The sequence below is a fragment of the Rhodococcus sp. PvR099 genome (genome assembly GCF_017833315.1).
GTDB classification, from domain to species: Bacteria; Actinomycetota; Actinomycetes; order Mycobacteriales; family Mycobacteriaceae; genus Rhodococcus_G; species Rhodococcus_G oryzae.
Map to the genome: position 1 here is coordinate 4,144,439 of NZ_JAFIBV010000001.1, position 16,839 is coordinate 4,161,277.

Below are 16,839 nucleotides of genomic sequence, written 5' to 3' on the forward strand. Positions count from 1 at the left end.
TCCACGATTCCTTCCTCCCCACCTGTCAGGAGTTCACATGTCCCTGTTCGATGTCTCGGACCGCGCCGAGAAGATCCGGGCCGACCTGCTCGAGTTCATGGACTCGCATATCTACCCGGCGGAAGCCGTCTACGAGGAGCAGATGCGGGCCGTGGGAGACCCCCACTTCCAGCCGCCGATCATCGAGGAGTTGAAGGTCGAGGCGCGAAAGCGGGGACTGTGGAATCTCTTCCATCCGCATCCCGGGACCGGGGCCGGCCTGACAAACCTGGAGTACGCGCCGCTGGCCGAGATCATGGGTCGCAGTCACCTCGCCTCCGAGGCATGCAACTGCAACGCACCCGACACCGGCAATATGGAGGTCTTCGAGATCTTCGGTAGCGATGAGCACCGCGAGAAGTATCTGAAGCCGCTGCTGGACGGGAAGATCCGCTCCGCCTTCGCGATGACCGAGCCCGACGTCGCCAGCTCCGATGCCACCAACGTCGAGATGCGGATGGAGCGCGACGGCGACGAGTTCGTCCTCAATGGCCGTAAGTGGTTCGCTTCCAACGCAATGCACCAGAACTGCCGGGTGCTGATCGTGATGGGCAAGACCGATCCGACGGCCGAGATCCACCGCCAGCAGTCGATGCTCGTGGTGCCGATCGATGCACCCGGTGTCACCGTCGTGCGCAACCTGCCGGTTTTCGGCTACCACGATCGGGAGGGCCACGCGGAGATCACCTTCGAGAACGTGCGGGTCCCGGTCAAGGACGTGCTCAAGGGTGAGGGCGAGGGCTTCGCGATCAGCCAGGCCCGCCTCGGCCCCGGCCGCATCCATCACTGCATGCGGGCGATCGGGATGGCCGAACGGGCGCTGGAACTGATGTGCAAGCGCGCGCAGTCCCGGGTCACCTTCGGCCGTCCGATCGCGGACCGCTCCAACATCCAGGACTGGATTGCGGAGGCGCGCATCGAGATCGAGATGACCCGCCTGCTCACGCTCAAGGCCGCGTACCTGATGGACACGGTGGGCAACAAGGAGGCGCGCACCGAGATCGCCGCGATCAAGGTCGCCGCCCCGCAGATGGCCCTGAAGATCGTCGACCGGGCCATCCAGGTGCACGGCGGGGCGGGCGTCACCGACGACTTCCCGCTGGCGATGGCGTACGCGCACCTGCGGACCCTGCGCCTCGCCGACGGGCCCGACGAGGTGCACAAGCGGGCCATCGCGAAGCAGGAACTGCGCAAGTACCGGGCCCACCGGCCCGCCGGGGCCTGAGGTGGGCGAGACCGTCGGACTCGACCCGGCCGCGGTGACGCGGTGGTTCGGCTCGCTCGGGGTGGGATTCACCGCCCCGCTGCGCTTCGACCGGATCGGGCTGGGCCAGTCGAACCTGACCTTCCTGGTCCGGGATGCCGAGGACCGCAGGTGGGTCCTGCGGCGCCCGCCGCTGGGGCACCTGCTCGCCTCGGCACACGACGTGGCACGGGAGGCGCGGATCATGGCCGCGCTCGCCGAGACCGAGGTGCCCACGCCCCGGATCTTCGGGGTTGCCCAGGACCCATCGATATCCGAGGTGCCGCTGGTGTTGATGGAGTTCCTCGACGGCCAGGTCGTCGACACCATGCCGATCGTGGAATCGCTTGCCCCGCAGCGTCGCAGGGACATCGGGGTCTCGCTGCCGCGGGCCCTGGCCAAGATCCACGCCGTGGACCTCGAGGCGACCGGCCTGACCGACCTCGCCAGCCACAAGCCGTACGCCCAGCGCCAGCTCAAGCGGTGGGCCGGCCAGTGGGAGGTCACCAAGACCCGCGAACTGCCCGAGCTCGACGACCTGACCAGACGGCTGGCCGCGGCAGTCCCGGAACAGCGCGAGGTCGCGCTGGTGCACGGAGACTTCCACCTGCGCAACGTGATCGTCTCGCACGAGACCGGCGAGGTGATCGGGGCACTGGACTGGGAGCTGTCCACGCTCGGCGAGCCCCTTGCCGACATGGGCAGCATGCTCGCCTACTGGCCGGAGCCCGGGGAGGACGCGATCGGCGACTTCCCGGCATCCACGGTGACGGGTTTCCCCACCCGAGCGGAGCTCGCCGGGCTCTACCTGGAGGAGACCGGCCGAGACGCCGAGGCGTTGAAGTTCTGGCATGTGCTGGGCCTGTGGAAGATCGCCGTCATCGCCGAGGGTGTCATGCGCCGGGCCATGGAGAACCCGCAGAACAGGGCGGCCGCGGGCACACCCACCGCCGAACAGATCGAAGCGCTCGTCCGCAAGGCCCGCGACGTCGCGACGGACGCCGGGATCTGATCGATTCTCACCCACCATCCATCGACGTAGTTCTCAGGAGAGGCATCATGAAGGCTTGGCGCGTCAACGAACTCGGCGAACCCCGCGACGTACTGAGGCTCGAGGAGGTCGCCGACCTCGCGCCCGGCCCCGGCCAGCTCATGGTCCGGGTGTTGGCTGCGCCCGCGAACTTCCCCGACGTGCTGCTGTGCCGCGGCGAGTACCAGATCAAGCCGCCGCTGCCGTTCACCCCCGGCGTCGAGTTGTGCGGTGAGGTGGTCGCGGTGGGTGAGGGTGTCACCCGGTTCGCGGTCGGGGACCGGGTGATCGGCAACCCGAGCCTGCCGGGTGGCGGGTTCGCGGAGCTGGCGGTCATGGAGGAGTCGAACACCTTCCCCGCACCCGCCGCTCTGGATGATGCCGAGGCGTCCGCGCTGAGCATCGGCTACCAGACGGGCTGGTTCGCGCTGCACCGCCGCACCCAGCTGCTGCCGGGCGAGACCCTGCTGGTCCACGCCGCCGCGGGCGGGGTGGGAAGTGCGGCCGTGCAGTTGGGGAAGGCCGCAGGCGCGAAGGTGATCGGTGTGGTCGGCGGGCCCGACAAGGCCGAGTACTGTCGTCGACTCGGGGCGGATCTGGTGATCGACCGACACACCGAGGACATCGTGGCGGCGGTCAAGGACTTCACCGGCGGCCGCGGCGCGGACGTGGTGTTCGACCCGGTCGGCGGCGATGCGTACACGAAGTCCACGAAGTGCATCGCCTTCGAGGGCCGGATCATCGTGATCGGGTTCGCGGGCGGCACCATCCCACAGCCGGCCCTCAATCATGCGCTGATCAAGAACTACTCGATCATCGGGCTGCACTGGGGCCTGTACAAGGCGTACAACCAGCAGGCGATCGACGACTGCCACATCGAGCTGACCCGGCTCGCCGACGAGGGGGTGATCAAGCCGCTGATCAGCGAGCGGCTCTCGCTCACCGAGGTGGCGGACGGCATCGGCAGGCTCGGCGATGGCACCACCGTGGGACGGATCGTGTTCCAGCCCTGAATCGGAAGGAACGACTGATGGCCGACGGTGACCCCGAATCGATCGACTCGTTGACGCTGCTGCGCGGCGTCAACGAGACCGCGGGATGATCGACACCGCTTGTGGTTTCGCGGCGGCGACAGTAGTCGGGCAGGTGCTCGCCGCGCAGTGTTCGGTGAACTTTCTGTCCCCGGCCGTCGGCGACGAGTTCGTCGCGCGCGCTGTGGTGGTGAAAGCAGGCAAGCGGCAGGTGTTCACCACGGCCGAGTTGTATGCGGAGCGCGACGGAGCGAGCAAGCTCGTCGCGACGGGCACAACAATATTGGCGGTACCTGCCTGAATTCTCTGTAGTGCAACGGGATTCGCGTTCAGAACGGCGGTGGTTCGTCCAGGTCGATGACGAGGATCGGTCCTGCCGGGTTGCGGGGTTCGGGGTGCCGTGTGCCTGGTGGCACGTGGCTGTCGAGTAAGTAGGCGAGGTCGTTCTCGACGGTGCGGCCGCTGTTGCTATAGGCGAGGTCGCGGAGCGTGAAGTCGTCCGCAGTGTCGTGATGGTCGTGGTTGTGCTCGTCGTCCGGGTCGGTGAAGGGGCCGTTCGGTTCGGTGACGGTGATGGAGCCGTATGGGTCGGTCCACCGGAGTAGGCCGGATCCGAGTTGTGTGACGGTCCAATAGCCCTCGGTCTTGAGGCGGTGGTGTTTTCGGCAGAGGCAGGCCAGGTTTTGTTCGACGGTCAGCCCGCCGTTCGCCGGGTTGGTGTGGTCGAAGGGGATTGTGTGGTCGAGGTCGCAGTCCTGCGCACGGGCGGTGCAGTTCGGGAAGCGGCAGGTGCCGTCGCGGGTGCGGATGATCTCGGCGAGGCGTTTGCTGGGTTGGTAGGTGCGGGCCTCGCGGGAGATCTTGCTCCGGTTGCGGATGCTGGACGGGGTGATGCCTGCGGCCATGAGAGCTTTGCCGACCCCGAGGATCGGTCCGTGTGGGGCGGTGGCGACCCTGCGCCCGGAGACGCATGGTCCGTCGGTTTCTGTTGTGCCGTCGAACAGTTCGGGTGCGGCAGCACGGAGTTCATCGAGGAGATTCTCGATGAGGCGCGCGCGATCCTTGTCGGCCAGCGTCAGGACCTGCTTCCAGGTGCCGTCGGCGGCGATGTCGCGGGCGAGGTCTGCGTCGATGGCGCCGTAGCCGTGGAGGTATCCCGGGAGGTCGTCGAGGCCGAGCAGGGTGGTGGCGGAGACACCGACCATGATCGTGGCCTTCTCCCGTGGTGCGCGTGTGGTGACGTCCTCGGTCCCTAGTCGTCCCGTCACCTTCGTGGCGGTGCAGTGCTCGCGTCGGCAGTGGCAGGGCAGGTGGTCTGCGCCGTCGGTGAGGGAGATGAGTGCGTCGGCGCGGCGCTGGGCGTGGGTGCGGGGGTCGTCGGCGCACACCTGCAGCGACATCTCGCGTAGCCGCATGGACAGGCGTTGGGCACCGACGGTGGGGAGCAGTCCTTCCAAGGTGGACATGCCGTCGTCGGAGGCGTGCGTGCGGACGTCGCGATCCTCTTCGGCGCGTTCGCGGCGTCGGTGGACCCCGTCGGGGTCGTATCGGGCGATCAACCGCCGTGCGCGTTGCTTGAGCTTGGTCGAGGTCAGGTGATCGCCGTCGGACAGCAGTCGGTTCTCGATGTCGTCGAGTTTGTCGTCGGAGACGTTCGCCAGGGCGTCGACGATGGCGCGGGTCTGGGTGAGGTCGATCGTGCCCGCGGCGAACGCGGCCGAGACCCGGTGCAGGCGCAAGCGAAGCTCGCAGCCGAGGTCGATCATTCGGGCGGCGGCGCCTTCGGTGACGTGCAGGATCGCGGCGATCTCGACGTGGGCGAATTCGCCATGGTGGGCCTCGTTCTTGCCGCGGCGGGCGTCTTCCTCGCAGCGGGTGAGGTAGAGGGCGGTGAGGGCATGGATCTCGCGGAACTGTTCGCGGGCGATGTGGGCGTGGTGTTCCTGCAGCGTTGCCGGTTGCTCATGATCCGGCACGCCGTCGAGTAGTCCCGATGCCGACCCGCTATCGAACATATGTACGAGTCTAGCGAAGGTTGCCTACGGAATCCAGGGATTGCCGGCGAAGGATCCTGCCGAATGTCACAAGTTCGGCTGACGCAGTACGGGCTTGTCGATCTGTTCGCGGAGGATGTCGCCGTGACCTGCGTGCCTGGCGAACTCTTGGATCATTGCGAGCAGCGTCCATCGCATGCTGACCTTTCCCTCGCGGGGATTGTCCTTGGTGTCGTCGAGGTCGAAGCGGGACACGATTGCACGTGATCGTTGGCTTGCGCGCTCGAACTCGGCGATGACGTCTGCCAGCGACTCGTCGTCGGCGACGGCAAAGGTGCCCTCGTCGCGGCGCGAGTATCCATCGCATTCGGATTCTTCGAGTCCCGCCCAGAACCGTTGGAACCAGATCCGTTCCGCGGCAGCGGCATGCTTGATCAATGAGATCGGCGTCGTCAGCGACGTGACGAGTCGTCGGCGGGCATCGGCGTCAGACAGGCCGCGTGCGGTCTCGATGAGTGCTTCGCGGTTGCTGTCGAGCATGTTCTCGATGATCGCTCGCTCGGTGTCGTCGGTAATCTGGTCGGTGGTCATAGTTTTCACTCCATCTAGTTGTGGGTTGAGGTCGCGGTGGGTGTCGGTCGGGCTGAATGACACAAAGGTGGTGCAGCGCCGATTGGTGTCGGGAGAGTCACGAAGCGTCCGGTGTCAGGAAACGGCCGGGAAGAAGGAGGGCAATCGATCCGCTCGTCGCGAGAATTGCGCGCGGAGCGTGGAGAGGAGGCAGGGCCGGCGTCAACGCCGTGGCTCAGGCCTGTCAGGAGGGCTGCTGCCCGGGGTCAGCATATCGCAGAGTTTCATTCCGTGCTGCATGTCGATCGGCAGCTCGGACCATCTTCGTTGTTGTTCGCACCGATTGCTACCCGGACCGCAAAAGAGGGCATCCGGTGGTCGGTCGGGGAAGTCGACCACCGGATGCCCTCTGTTGGAGCGGAACTCCGTTGTTTACCGCTCGATTCCCAGCTCTCGCAGCTGCTCCCAGTAGAGCTCCACGTTGCCGAGCTTGACGTCCTCATAGCCGCGGACGACGTCGGGCAGTGCGGCGATCGTGGTGGCCCTGTCGTAGTTGGCCGAGTCCAGTTCGTCCGCGAGCCGCAGCACCATTGCGGTGTAGTGCGTCAGCAGTTCGCGCTCGACCTTGCGGACGTGGGCGTAGCCGAACGGGTCGAGCTTGGTCCCGCGGAGCACCTTGCCCTTGGCCAGCATCTTCAGTGCCACATGCGACTTCGGGCGGAGACCGATCTTCTTCTTGCGGCCCAGTGCCCGCAGGGCGGGCGGGTGCAGCTTGTAGGTGAGGTTCTCGCCGCCGGGGACCTGGGACGCGACGTCCTCGAGGAAGGCGGGATCGACAAGCATCCGTGCGACCTCGTACTCGTCCTTGTACGCGGTGAACTTGAACAGTCCGCGGGCGACGGCCTCGCTGAACTCCGTCCGGTCGGTGACCGTACGCTCTGCGGTCCAGATGGACTGCACCGCATCGATGTACCGGCGCGCGACCTTCGCGTTCTGGAACTCGACCAGCTCGCCTGCGCGAAGCTCCACGAGCCTGCGGACCTCACCGTCGAAGGTGGAGTCGGCGAGCAGGTGTGCCGGTGCGACGGCGGGGGTGCGGGCGACCCGCGAGGTGACCGCGGCGAACGCATCCGGATCGGCGAGCGCGACTCGACCCCAGCGGAAGGCGTCGATGTTCGCGGAGACCGCGATGCCGTTGATGCCGATGGCCTCCTCGATGGCCTCGGCGGGCAGCCGCAGGCCACCGCTCTGGAAGGCCGCGCCGATCAGCAGGAAGTTCGCGGCGGCGGTGTTGCCGAACAACTCCTGCGCGGCAGCCAACGCATCGAAAGCACTGAGCGACTTGGATGCCGAGCCGAGGCGGTCGAGCAAACCCTGCTCGTCCGGGTACCGGACGGACTTGTCGTAGACCATGTCGCCGGTGGGGGTCTGGCTGGTCGACGCGACCGCGACCGTGGTGTCCGCGCTGCCGTAGCCCAGGTTCTTGTTGTCGGTGGCGGTGAGGAGGTCGAAGGCGACGATGCAGTCGGCGCTGCCCGGCGTCAGCCGGTTCGAGGGCTCGAGCGCACCCGGGGAGAATCGCAGGTGCGAGACCACCGGTCCGGCCTTCTGGCTGAGACCGATCTGGTCCAGGGACTCCACCTCGTAGCCGGCGCGCAGGGCGGCGGTGGCGAGCACCTGGTTGACGGTGACGATGCCGGTGCCGCCGATGCCGGCGAGGAAGACGTTCTGGGTCGAGGTCAGCTCGGCGAGATCCGGCTCGGCCACGAGCGGCGGCACGGGGCGCTCGACCCGGGCGGACTTCTTCTTGCCCGGCACCACCTCGACCGTGACGAACGACGGGCAGTCGCCGTCCAGGCAGGAATAGTCTGTGTTGCACGAGGTCTGGTCGATTCGGGTCTTACGGCCGAACTCGGTGTCCACCGGCTGCACGGACAGGCAGTTGCTCTTGGTCCCGCAGTCGCCGCAGCCCTCGCAGACGGCCTCGTTGATGATCACGCGGGTGTTGCGGGTCGGCAGGGTGCCGCGCTTGCGCTGACGGCGTGCGTCGGCGGCGCAATGCTGGTCGTAGATCAGCACGGTGACGCCCTCGACCTCGCGAAGCTCCTTCTGCGCCTCGTCGAGGCGGTCGCGGTGCCACAGCTTGACGCCCTTGGCGAGCTGTCTCTTGTTGTGCCGCTTGGGGTCGTCGGCACAGATGATGATCCGCTTGACGCCCTCGGTGGTGAGCTTGTGGGTGAGCTTCGCGACGGACAGCGCGCCCTCGGCGTCCTGGGCGCCGGTCATCGCGACGACGTCGTTGTAGAGCAGCTTGTAGGTGATGTTCACCCCGGCCGCGACGCAGGCCTGCACGGCGAGCTGGCCGGAGTGGAAGAAGGTGCCGTCGCCGACGTTCTGGAACAGGTGCTTGACGTCGGTGAACGGCGCCTGGCCGATCCACTGGCTGCCCTCGCCGCCCATCTGGGTCAGCCCGGTGACGGCGCTGTCCTCGCGATTGGAGATGGTGACCATGGTGTGGCAGCCGATGCCGCCGCCGCCGATCGATCCCTCGGGCAGAGCCGTGGATCGGTTGTGTGGGCACCCGCTGCAGAAGTAGGGGGTGCGGGTGGCGGAGAGCACCTCGAGCGAGAGTTGCGGGGGCAGAGCCTTCTTCAGTTCCACCCGGTTCTTGAGCACCCGGCGGAGGGGGCCGAGCAGCCGACCGGCGGTCAGCTCGCCGTCGACGGGCATCAGCGGCCTGCCCGCGGCATCGCGCTTTCCGAGGATCTGCGGGGTGTGCTCGCTGCCGTAGAGGATCTCGCGGATCTGCGTCTCGATGAAGGCCGTCTTGTCCTCGACCACGATCAGCTGCTCGAGTCCCGCGGCGAACTCGCGGACCTTCTTCGCGCCGAGCGGGGTTGGCATGCCGATGCGCAGCAGCCGGATCCCGGCGTGGTGCAGCGCGGCCTCGTCGACGCCGAGGTCGAGCAGGCCCTGGCGCAGCGAGTCGAAGGTGGTGCCGGTGGCCGCGAAGCCGATCGTCGCGCCGGTGGGGTCGACCTCGATCACATCGAGATCGTTGGCCTCGCCGTACGCGCGCACCACCTCCCAGCGGGGCCCGTACAGGTCGGCCTCGGCGATGACACTGTCCGTCGGCACCGCCATCGGGCGCTGCTTGTAGACGAACGGCTTACCGTCCCATTCGATCTCGGGGACGGTGATGTCGATGTTCGACACCCGGCCGTCGACCGTCCAGGCGCCGTCCGCGACGTCCGCGACGACCTTGAGGGCGACAAGGCAGCCGGAGGCGCGCGACAGCGCGACGCCGTGCATGCCCATCGTGATCATCTCTTCGGCGTTGCGGGGGAACAACACCGGAATCCCAAGCGCGGCGAGGGACCGTTCGCTGACCGCGGGGACGGTGGACGACTTGGAGGCGGGGTCGTCGCCGACGAGCAGCAGCACGCCGCCCTTGGGGTTGACCCCGTACATGTTCGCGTGCCGCAGGGCATCGGTCGCGCGATCGACGCCGGGGCCCTTGCCGTACCAGACACCGATGACGCCGTCGTGCGTCGCCTGCCCAGCGGGAAGGTCAGCCTGGCTGCCCCAGACGGCGGTGGCGGCGAGCTCCTCGTTGAAGCCGGGCACAAAGGTGATGTCGTGCTCGGCGAGCACCTGAGGCATCCCGTGCAGCATCTTGTCGACGCCGCCGAGCGGGCTGCCCTGGTAGCCGGAGACGAAGGTCGCGACCCGTCGGCCCGCGCGGATGTCGTGGACGTGCTGCTCGACGAACTGGCGCGCAATCGCCTGGACGCCGGTCAGCAGCACCGGGCCCGACCCGGACCGGTAACGGTCGTCGAGGTCGTAGGGAGCGGGCAGCGCCGCCGTCGGGGTGACGGGACGATCGGCCAGTTCAGTCATCGCGGTCCACCGTTTCTTCGCCGCATCGGATCACGTTGCGCGCATAAATCGGGCATCAGGTGTAGCAATGATTTGCCCAGGTGGTGTGACCGTCAACACCCGCTAATTGAGCTGAAAGATATGATCAGTTGTGACCCACAACACTGGAATGAGGTCGACATTGTGATCAGCATCGATCGACTCGACGCGTCGCTGCTCAAACTGCTCACCGACGATCCGCGCGCCGGGGTGATGGAGCTGGCCGCCCGCCTCGGCGTCGCCAGGAACACCATCGCCTCTCGGATGCGGCGCCTTGAGGAGACCGGAGTGGTCACCGGGTACCGCCCGGACGTCGACCTGCCCACCCTCGGGCTGCCGGTGCAGGCCTTCGTCGGTGCCGAGCTGGAACAGGGCCGCATCAAGGACGTCATCGAGGACCTGCGCGGGGTCCCGGAGGTGCTGGAGGTGCACACCACGACCGGTCGAGAAGACCTGCTGATCCGGATCGCGGCGCCCTCGCACGAGGAGTTGCTGCACGTGCTCGAGAGCATCCTCGGCCTCGACGGCGTCGCGCACACCACCACCACGCTCGCGCTGACGACGCCGGTGAAATACCGGACGCAGCCGCTGGTCGATCACATCACCCGCGAGGCGGGCCACGGTCGGTCGGCTGCGTCGTACCGAGGCGACGGCTGACGGATACGACCAATCGGTGGATGACATGTACATGCTGGATGCCCGTTGTTTGACTGGACCTGTCGGTCTCATATGAGGACGACAGGACACGGGAGGTGTCTCATGTCAGCTGAACAGAACATCGAGATCACGAAGAAGGGATACGCGGCCTTTTCGGCCGGGGACGCTGAGGCGGCGATGGAAGCCCTCGCGGACGACATCGAGTGGATAGTGCCCGGTGACAGCGCGGTCAGTGGCACCTACCACGGCAAGGCCGAGGTCGGCGGACTGTGGATGAAATTGGCCGAGAAGGCCCTGGCGACCAAGCCCCAGCACTTCTTCGGCGATGACGAGAGGGTCGTGGTGCTGACCCAGGTGACCGCGGGCGGGGAGAGCTGGGACGCCGCCGATGCCCTCACGTTCAGGGACGGGAAGGCCGTCAAGATCCAGACCGCGGGCGACACGGTCAAGTACGAGAAGGTGTTCGGTTCCCGCTAGCGGGCTCGGGTCGTGAGGTCACGCGCGTCAGCCGGCTGACGGCGACCTATGGTCAGAGGATGACCATCCCCGCCGCGCATCCCGATGTGGTGGAGACGACGCTGGTCAGCGCTCGACCGCTGGCGCTGGCCGGCACTCTCGCCCCGCTCGGCCGCGGCCGGTACGACCCCTGTCACCGGACCACCGCCGACGGCGCGCTCTGGCGGACCTCGCTGATGCCGACCGGCGCGGTGACCTATCGGCTGATCCAGGCAGGCGCGACGTCGGTGTCGTGCCGCGCCTGGGGCCCGGGTGCGGCGGAGTTCGAGACCACCCTGGCCGGCCTGCTGGGGGAGTCGGACGACACCGCCGACTTCGCGCCCGAGCACCCCAAGGTGGCCGAGGCCCATCGGCGCTTCCCCGGGCTCCGGATCCCCCGAACCGGCCGGGTCTTCGAGGCCTTGGTGCCCGCGATCCTGGAACAGCGGGTGCACACCGTCGCGGCCCGCGCGTCCTGGCGGCGGCTGGTCGCCCACTACGGCGCGCCCGCGCCTGGCCCCGCGCCGGAGGGAATGCGGGTGCCGCCCCCGGCCGAGGTGTGGCGCCGGATCCCGTCCTGGGAGTTCCATCGGGCTGGGGTGGATCCGCGCCGCTCCCGCGCGATCGTCACGGCGGCGGCCGTGGCGAACCGGCTGGAGGAGACCGCAGCGATGTCGGCACCGGACGCCGCGGCCCGGCTCCGGGTGGTCCAGGGGATCGGGGAGTGGACGGCGGCGGAGGTCGCCCAGCGGGCCCTCGGCGACGCCGACGCGCTCTCGGTGGGGGACTTCCATCTGTCCGCGATCGTCGGGTGGTCGCTGCTCGGGCGCCCGCTGGACGACGCGGGGATGGTCGAGTACCTCGAATCGGTGCGGCCACACCGGCATCGGGTGGTCCGGCTGCTCCAGGTGAGCGGCCAGGCGGTCAAGCCCAAGTTCGGGCCGCGCACCCCGATCACCGATCACCGCGGGCGCTGAGTTCGCGGAGCGGGGAGATTCTTTCCCATGGGGCGGTTTCGTCTCGCCGAACCGGCACGGCCGGGTGCACGATGGTGTTCGATTGACGACGGCGCGCTACCGACGCCACGGCAGTGGGAGGCAATCAATGGGTCAGGTCCAGGAACGCATCGAGCAGTTCGCGGAGGAGATCCGCGCCGAGGGTGTGGAGGGCGACCGGCTCATGCGGCTCACCGACACCTCCGCGAAGCGGCTGCGTGAATCGGGCGCGATCCGCATGCTGCAGCCGAAGCAGCACGGTGGGCTCGAGGTCCACCCGCGCGAGTTCGCCGAGACGGTCATGAGCATCGCCGCGATGGACGGCGCCGCCGGATGGGTCACCGGCATCGTCGGCGTCCATCCGTGGGAGCTGGCGTTCGCCGACCCGAAGGTGCAGGAAGAGATCTGGGGCGCGGATCAGGACACCTGGGTGGCGTCGCCGTACGCGCCGATGGGCGTCGCCAAGGCGGTCGACGGGGGCTACGTCCTCAACGGTCGCTGGTCGTTCTCCTCGGGCACCGATCACTGTCAGTGGGCTTTCCTCGGCGCCCTGCTCGGCGACGAGAACGGCGCGCCGGTGATGCCGCCGGTCCCGCTGCACGTGATCCTGCCGCGGTCGGACTACCAGATCGTTGCCGACTCGTGGGATGTCATAGGACTCCGCGGCACCGGGTCCAAGGACCTGATCGTCAAGGACGCGTTCATCCCGAGCTACCGCACGATGCTGGCCTCGGAGGTGATGGACGGCACCGCGGTGAAGAAGGCGGGCCGCACGGAGACGCTGTACAACATGCCGTTCTCCTGCATGTTCCCGCTCGGCATCACCTCGGCGGTCGTCGGCATCGCCGAGGGCGCGCTGGCCTGCCACATCGCCGCGCAGAAGGATCGCGTCGCGATCACCGGCACCAGGATCAAGGAGGATCCCTACGTCCTCTACGCGATCGGCGAGGCCGCGGCCGAGATCGCCGCGTCGCGCGCCGCGCTGCTCGAGACCGTCGACCGGTTCTGGGACATGACCGAGGCGGGCAAGGAGGTCGACTTCGAGGCGCGTGCCATCGGGCGTCGCACCCAGACCGCGGCGGCCTGGCGCGCGGTGCGCGCGGTGGACGAGATCTTCGCGCGCTCGGGCGGAGGCGCCCTGCACTACAAGTTCCCGATGCAGCGCTTCTTCCGGGACGCGCACGCGGGCATCGCCCACGCGATTCACGTGCCGGGCTCGATCTTCCATTCGTCGGCGCTCACCCAGCTCGGCGGCGAGCCGCAGGGGATCCACCGCGCGATGATCTAGGCGGCTCCGCCGCCCGTGCGTGGTTGACGAGTCCCAGGACTCCTCAACCGCGCACGGGCGCGCAGCGCCTTCACTCGACGATCAGGATGCTGTGCATCTCGGGGTGATAGACGCAGTGGAAGGTGTACCCGCCTGCGGTGGTGGGGGCCGTGAAGGTGGCGGACTCGTTGCCGTCGACGTGGACGTCGAACAAGCCCTCGGTGTCGGAGGTGACCGAGTGCTCCGGTCCGGCACCGTTCCTCACCACGATCTCCTCGCCAGGACGGACCGACGGCGGGGGTGTGAAGGTGGAGTTCTCGATGGCGATCACCGGCGCCCCGGAGTCGGGCGCGACGGCCGTGGTGTCCGGGTGATGCTCGGATCCGCCGTCGGAGGAACACGCGGCCGCGAGCCCGGTCGCGATGGCGAGCGCGGCGAGTCCAGCCCGCCGATGTGCCGCCCGCCTTGGGGTGAACGGGGGTGTGGATCCGGGCATGTCGGGCCTCCGTCGGTCGATCGCGTGACGACGCACTGAGCAACGTTGCTGGAGTGGGTTCAGCCTAGGCCCGACCCCACGTCCGCGGTACCGCCGCGAGGCCCCGCGGTCGCCGGTCCGGCGAACACGAGGGTAGAGCGGATTTCAGTTCTTGACGCCCGCGGCCAGGATCTCCCGCGCCTCCGCCCGCCCGTCGAGGAGCCGGCTGGTGCGCAGCGTGACCTTCCACTGCCCGTCGACGCGGGCGAACTCCCAGCGGTTCGCGGTGATCCGGGCGACCCGGTAGGTCCCGGTTTCCGGCTCGTGCAGGACCAGTTGTGAGTGGCAGGTGGCGACCGCGATGTCGCCGTCGATCTCGATGTGCGGCGGGCCGATCAGGTGGCCGCTGCCCGCCTGGATGTAGGACTGGTGAGGCTTGGACAACACCATGGCCTCGATCTCGACGTGTCCTCGCAGGGAACCGGTGTCCACGTCGTAGACGCCGTCCTCGGTCCACATCCCGGCGACGGCCGCGCTCTCGCCGCTGTCCACCGCGGGCCCGTACGCGCTGATGATGCGCATCAGGTCGAGCTGGTCCTCGAGGAGCTGGACCCGGGCGGCGAGGGCGATGAGCAGGGTTTCGGTATCGGTCATGGATGAATCCTTCCTCACGATGGAGGTCGGTTGCTAGAGTCAGAATTGATTTCAGTTGTGGCGATCGGGCGGCCCCCCGATCAGGGCCGGAGGAGAATCCCCATGACGGTCGTCACCGAGTACGCGGTGCGCAACGACGCCGGTGAGGCGCCGCCCTCGATGATCGAACGCATGACCCTGATCCTCGATGCGTTCGACGGGCGGTCGGCGCGGTTGACGTTGGCGGAGGTGGCCAGCCGGGCTCGGCTGCCCCGATCGACGGTGCATCGGATTCTCGATTCGCTGGTGAAGCTGAACTGGGTGGAGCACGCGTCGTTCGGGTACCGGTTGGGTCGCCGCGCGCTCGCGATCGGCGGCGGGGACGGCGGGCAGGCGGAGGTCCGGGAGGCGGCAGCGCCGCTGCTGCACGAGCTGCACCTGCAGACCAGGATGGTGGTGCACCTGTCTGTCCTGGACGGGCACGAGGCCGTGTACCTCGACAAGATCGGCGGCCCGCTCGCCTCGTCCGTTCCCTCCCGGGTGGGCGGACGGGTGCCTGCGCACTCCACCGCGGGCGGGAAGGCGATGCTCGCCTGGCTCGCACCCGAACGGGTCGATGCGCTGTTCGGAAGCGGGATGACCGGGTGCACCGACCAGACCATCTCGGATCTCGGGGTCCTGCATCAGGAGCTCAGCCGGATCAGGCAGCGCAGGGGGCTGGCGTTCGAACGAGGCGAGTCCGCGCGGGGGATGGCCTGCGTCGGCGTCGGCATCCGCGGTCACGATGGCCCCGTGGCCGGGCTCTCGCTGTGTGGGGATGCGCGCACGGCGCCGCTGGAGCGGGTCGCGCCGCTGGTGGCCGAGGCCGCCCGAGAGATCACCCGAACGCTGTTCCCCGAGCTCGGTCGCGGCTGGAGCTAGCGGGTCCGGCATCGCTTGGGGCGGCGTCGAATGTCCGGTGAGTGAACCCTTCGTTAATGTTGCGAAGCACCCCGTCCTTGAGTTGAACGATCGTTCATGAAGGGGTGTGATTACCCCGGCCGAGCGGCATCGTCGCTGGCAGCAGGCTGCCGACGCAATCGCCCGCAGTCCTCCACTTCGATCAGTCGGGAACGAGCATGAGCCGGGTTTCACGTCATAGAGGGTTTCGGTCCGCGGTGGCCGCGGGGGTTGTCGCGGTGGCGCTGGTCGGTGGACCGCTCTCGCAGCTCGCCCTCGCCTCGCCCGCGCAGGCCGCCGAGACCGTTCGCCAGGACGAGCCGGTCTGCGTGGGATCCAAGCAGGCCACGATGAGCGCGGTCTTCGACGCGGTCCTGCAGGCGTCGAAGCCGATCCTGCCCCAGCCGTACCTCGACAACTACGAGGGCATCCGCGCGGAGGGGCAGGCGCGGCTCAAATCGGTTGGCATCAGCACCCTCAGCGTGTCGAATCCCGCTTCCGTTTACTCGACCGACGACGAGGCGGGGATCAACAAGTACGGCGATCCGATCACCCAGTACATCGTCACGCAGCTCATGAACGTGAAGGCCGGGCGCGAAGGCGCGGTCATCCGCGCCGAGAACCTCACCCTCGGTCAGGCGATCGAGACGGCCTACGCCGTCATCTACACCACCGCCGTCATCCCGGCGAACATCGTCGCCGGCATGATCCCGTCGATGTTCGCGGTCGGGCCGGTCAGCGCCGGGACGCTCATCAGCCTCCCGCTGAAGCTGGGGACCAAGGGCTTCACCGCCATCTACGAGGCGGCCCGCGAGCAGCTCGAGACGAGCTGCGTGGTCTGGACGACCAAGGCCGTCGCCGACCGGGCAGGCGAGCCGGACCCGGCACTCGACTACGGGTTCCGGGCCCCCGCCTTCGTCGAGGCACTGGCGAGCGAGCTGGACATCGCCGGTCCCGACTGCCTGGCGGTGTCCGGCATGCCGCTGTCTCGGGTGCTGTCGCGGACCACGAGCCACCTGACCTCCGTCGAAGCCGATCCCGCCCGTCGTGCGCAGATCGAGGATCAGCGCTCGCGGCTGGAGTGGATCATGGCCAACGCGATGGTGCCTGCGAGCCTCATCCCCGCGCACCCGGACGACTTCTCGTCGATCGAGAAGTTCCTGTCCATGGGCCTCGGATTGGTCCCGAAGGTCGGCGGCGCGGCGACGGATGCACTGATCGGGTTGGGCCACAATGTCTTTGCCGGGAAGGACTTCAGCAAGCTGGTGCCGCTCGGCACTCTCACGGTCGGGGATTCGCTGACCGCCGCCTACTTCTCGTACGCACTGACCAGCCAGGTGATGGAACTCGTCTTCGACGAATCCATGAACGCGATGTCTGCCGCCTGGACCGGTGCCTCCGGCGGTGTCGGCGCGCTCGTCAACCCCTTCGAGTGGATTCCCTCGCCGTTCCCTCTGATCAATGCGCCGAACGTCTATGGGCTGGTGACGTACCACCACGTCCTGAACTCGGTCTGCATCGCCTCGGAGGCCGACAAGTAGTCCCAGCAGCAT

At 68.1% G+C, this 16,839-nt stretch carries 15 protein-coding genes; 10 read left to right on the top strand and 5 right to left on the bottom strand.

Annotated features, from left to right (window positions below):
- Positions 1-37: 37 nt before the first annotated feature.
- From JOE46_RS19070 to JOE46_RS19085, 4 genes are all read left to right on the top strand, one after another.
- Positions 38-1,264, top strand: a complete 1,227-nt coding sequence (locus JOE46_RS19070) for an acyl-CoA dehydrogenase family protein (RefSeq protein WP_209928120.1) — start codon at positions 38-40, stop codon at positions 1,262-1,264.
- Position 1,265: 1 nt separating this feature from the next.
- Positions 1,266-2,294: a phosphotransferase family protein gene (locus JOE46_RS19075; protein WP_257017709.1), complete on the top strand. Its 1,029-nt coding sequence runs from the start codon at positions 1,266-1,268 to the stop codon at positions 2,292-2,294.
- A 47-nt stretch (positions 2,295-2,341) separates the two neighbouring features.
- Entirely contained in the window at positions 2,342-3,325 is a 984-nt protein-coding gene (locus tag JOE46_RS19080; RefSeq protein WP_209928121.1) for an NADPH:quinone oxidoreductase family protein, read from the top strand.
- Between the two features lie 85 nt (positions 3,326-3,410).
- On the top strand, positions 3,411-3,644 hold the full coding sequence (locus tag JOE46_RS19085) for a PaaI family thioesterase (RefSeq protein ID WP_097213479.1): 234 nt from the start codon (positions 3,411-3,413) through the stop codon (positions 3,642-3,644).
- Positions 3,645-3,672: 28 nt separating this feature from the next.
- Here the strand turns inward: JOE46_RS19085 and JOE46_RS19090 are convergent, their stop codons facing one another.
- The 3 genes from JOE46_RS19090 to JOE46_RS19100 all read right to left on the bottom strand — a co-directional run bounded on the left by JOE46_RS19090 (position 3,673) and on the right by JOE46_RS19100 (position 9,807).
- The gene (locus tag JOE46_RS19090) at positions 3,673-5,358 is read right to left on the bottom strand and encodes an HNH endonuclease signature motif containing protein (RefSeq protein ID WP_097213478.1); all 1,686 of its coding nucleotides are present in this window, start codon (positions 5,356-5,358) and stop codon (positions 3,673-3,675) included.
- Positions 5,359-5,424: 66 nt separating this feature from the next.
- Positions 5,425-5,928 (bottom strand): DinB family protein, encoded by a 504-nt coding sequence (locus JOE46_RS19095; RefSeq protein ID WP_209928123.1) that lies wholly within the window; start codon positions 5,926-5,928, stop codon positions 5,425-5,427.
- 411 nt (positions 5,929-6,339) lie between these two features.
- Complete coding sequence (locus JOE46_RS19100) at positions 6,340-9,807, bottom strand: indolepyruvate ferredoxin oxidoreductase family protein (protein WP_209928124.1); 3,468 nt, start codon at positions 9,805-9,807, stop codon at positions 6,340-6,342.
- Between the two features lie 162 nt (positions 9,808-9,969).
- Here JOE46_RS19100 and JOE46_RS19105 point away from each other — a divergent pair, with 162 nt between their 5' ends.
- The 4 genes from JOE46_RS19105 (at position 9,970) to JOE46_RS19120 (ending at position 13,260) form a co-directional block, all read left to right on the top strand.
- On the top strand, positions 9,970-10,482 hold the full coding sequence (locus JOE46_RS19105; RefSeq protein WP_077040068.1) for an Lrp/AsnC family transcriptional regulator: 513 nt from the start codon (positions 9,970-9,972) through the stop codon (positions 10,480-10,482).
- A gap of 102 nt (positions 10,483-10,584) precedes the next feature.
- Complete coding sequence (locus tag JOE46_RS19110; RefSeq protein ID WP_097213475.1) at positions 10,585-10,959, top strand: nuclear transport factor 2 family protein; 375 nt, start codon at positions 10,585-10,587, stop codon at positions 10,957-10,959.
- A 59-nt stretch (positions 10,960-11,018) separates the two neighbouring features.
- Complete coding sequence (locus JOE46_RS19115; protein ID WP_097213474.1) at positions 11,019-11,954, top strand: DNA-3-methyladenine glycosylase; 936 nt, start codon at positions 11,019-11,021, stop codon at positions 11,952-11,954.
- Positions 11,955-12,081: 127 nt separating this feature from the next.
- Entirely contained in the window at positions 12,082-13,260 is a 1,179-nt protein-coding gene (locus JOE46_RS19120; RefSeq protein WP_097213473.1) for a hydroxylase, read from the top strand.
- Positions 13,261-13,330: 70 nt separating this feature from the next.
- Here the strand turns inward: JOE46_RS19120 and JOE46_RS19125 are convergent, their stop codons facing one another.
- Together JOE46_RS19125 and JOE46_RS19130 are read right to left on the bottom strand one after the other, a co-directional pair.
- Positions 13,331-13,735 (bottom strand): plastocyanin, encoded by a 405-nt coding sequence (locus JOE46_RS19125; RefSeq protein ID WP_209928125.1) that lies wholly within the window; start codon positions 13,733-13,735, stop codon positions 13,331-13,333.
- 144 nt (positions 13,736-13,879) lie between these two features.
- Positions 13,880-14,368 carry a nuclear transport factor 2 family protein gene (locus tag JOE46_RS19130; protein ID WP_097213472.1) on the bottom strand — a complete coding sequence of 163 codons (489 nt, stop codon included), beginning with the start codon at positions 14,366-14,368 and terminating at the stop codon, positions 13,880-13,882.
- Positions 14,369-14,470: 102 nt separating this feature from the next.
- Between JOE46_RS19130 and JOE46_RS19135 the strand changes: the two genes are divergently transcribed.
- Both JOE46_RS19135 and JOE46_RS19140 read left to right on the top strand, forming a co-directional pair.
- Complete coding sequence (locus tag JOE46_RS19135; RefSeq protein WP_209928126.1) at positions 14,471-15,268, top strand: IclR family transcriptional regulator; 798 nt, start codon at positions 14,471-14,473, stop codon at positions 15,266-15,268.
- A gap of 236 nt (positions 15,269-15,504) precedes the next feature.
- Positions 15,505-16,827, top strand: coding sequence for a hypothetical protein (locus JOE46_RS19140; RefSeq protein ID WP_097213470.1), 1,323 nt, complete (start codon positions 15,505-15,507; stop codon positions 16,825-16,827).
- Positions 16,828-16,839: the final 12 nt, after the last annotated feature.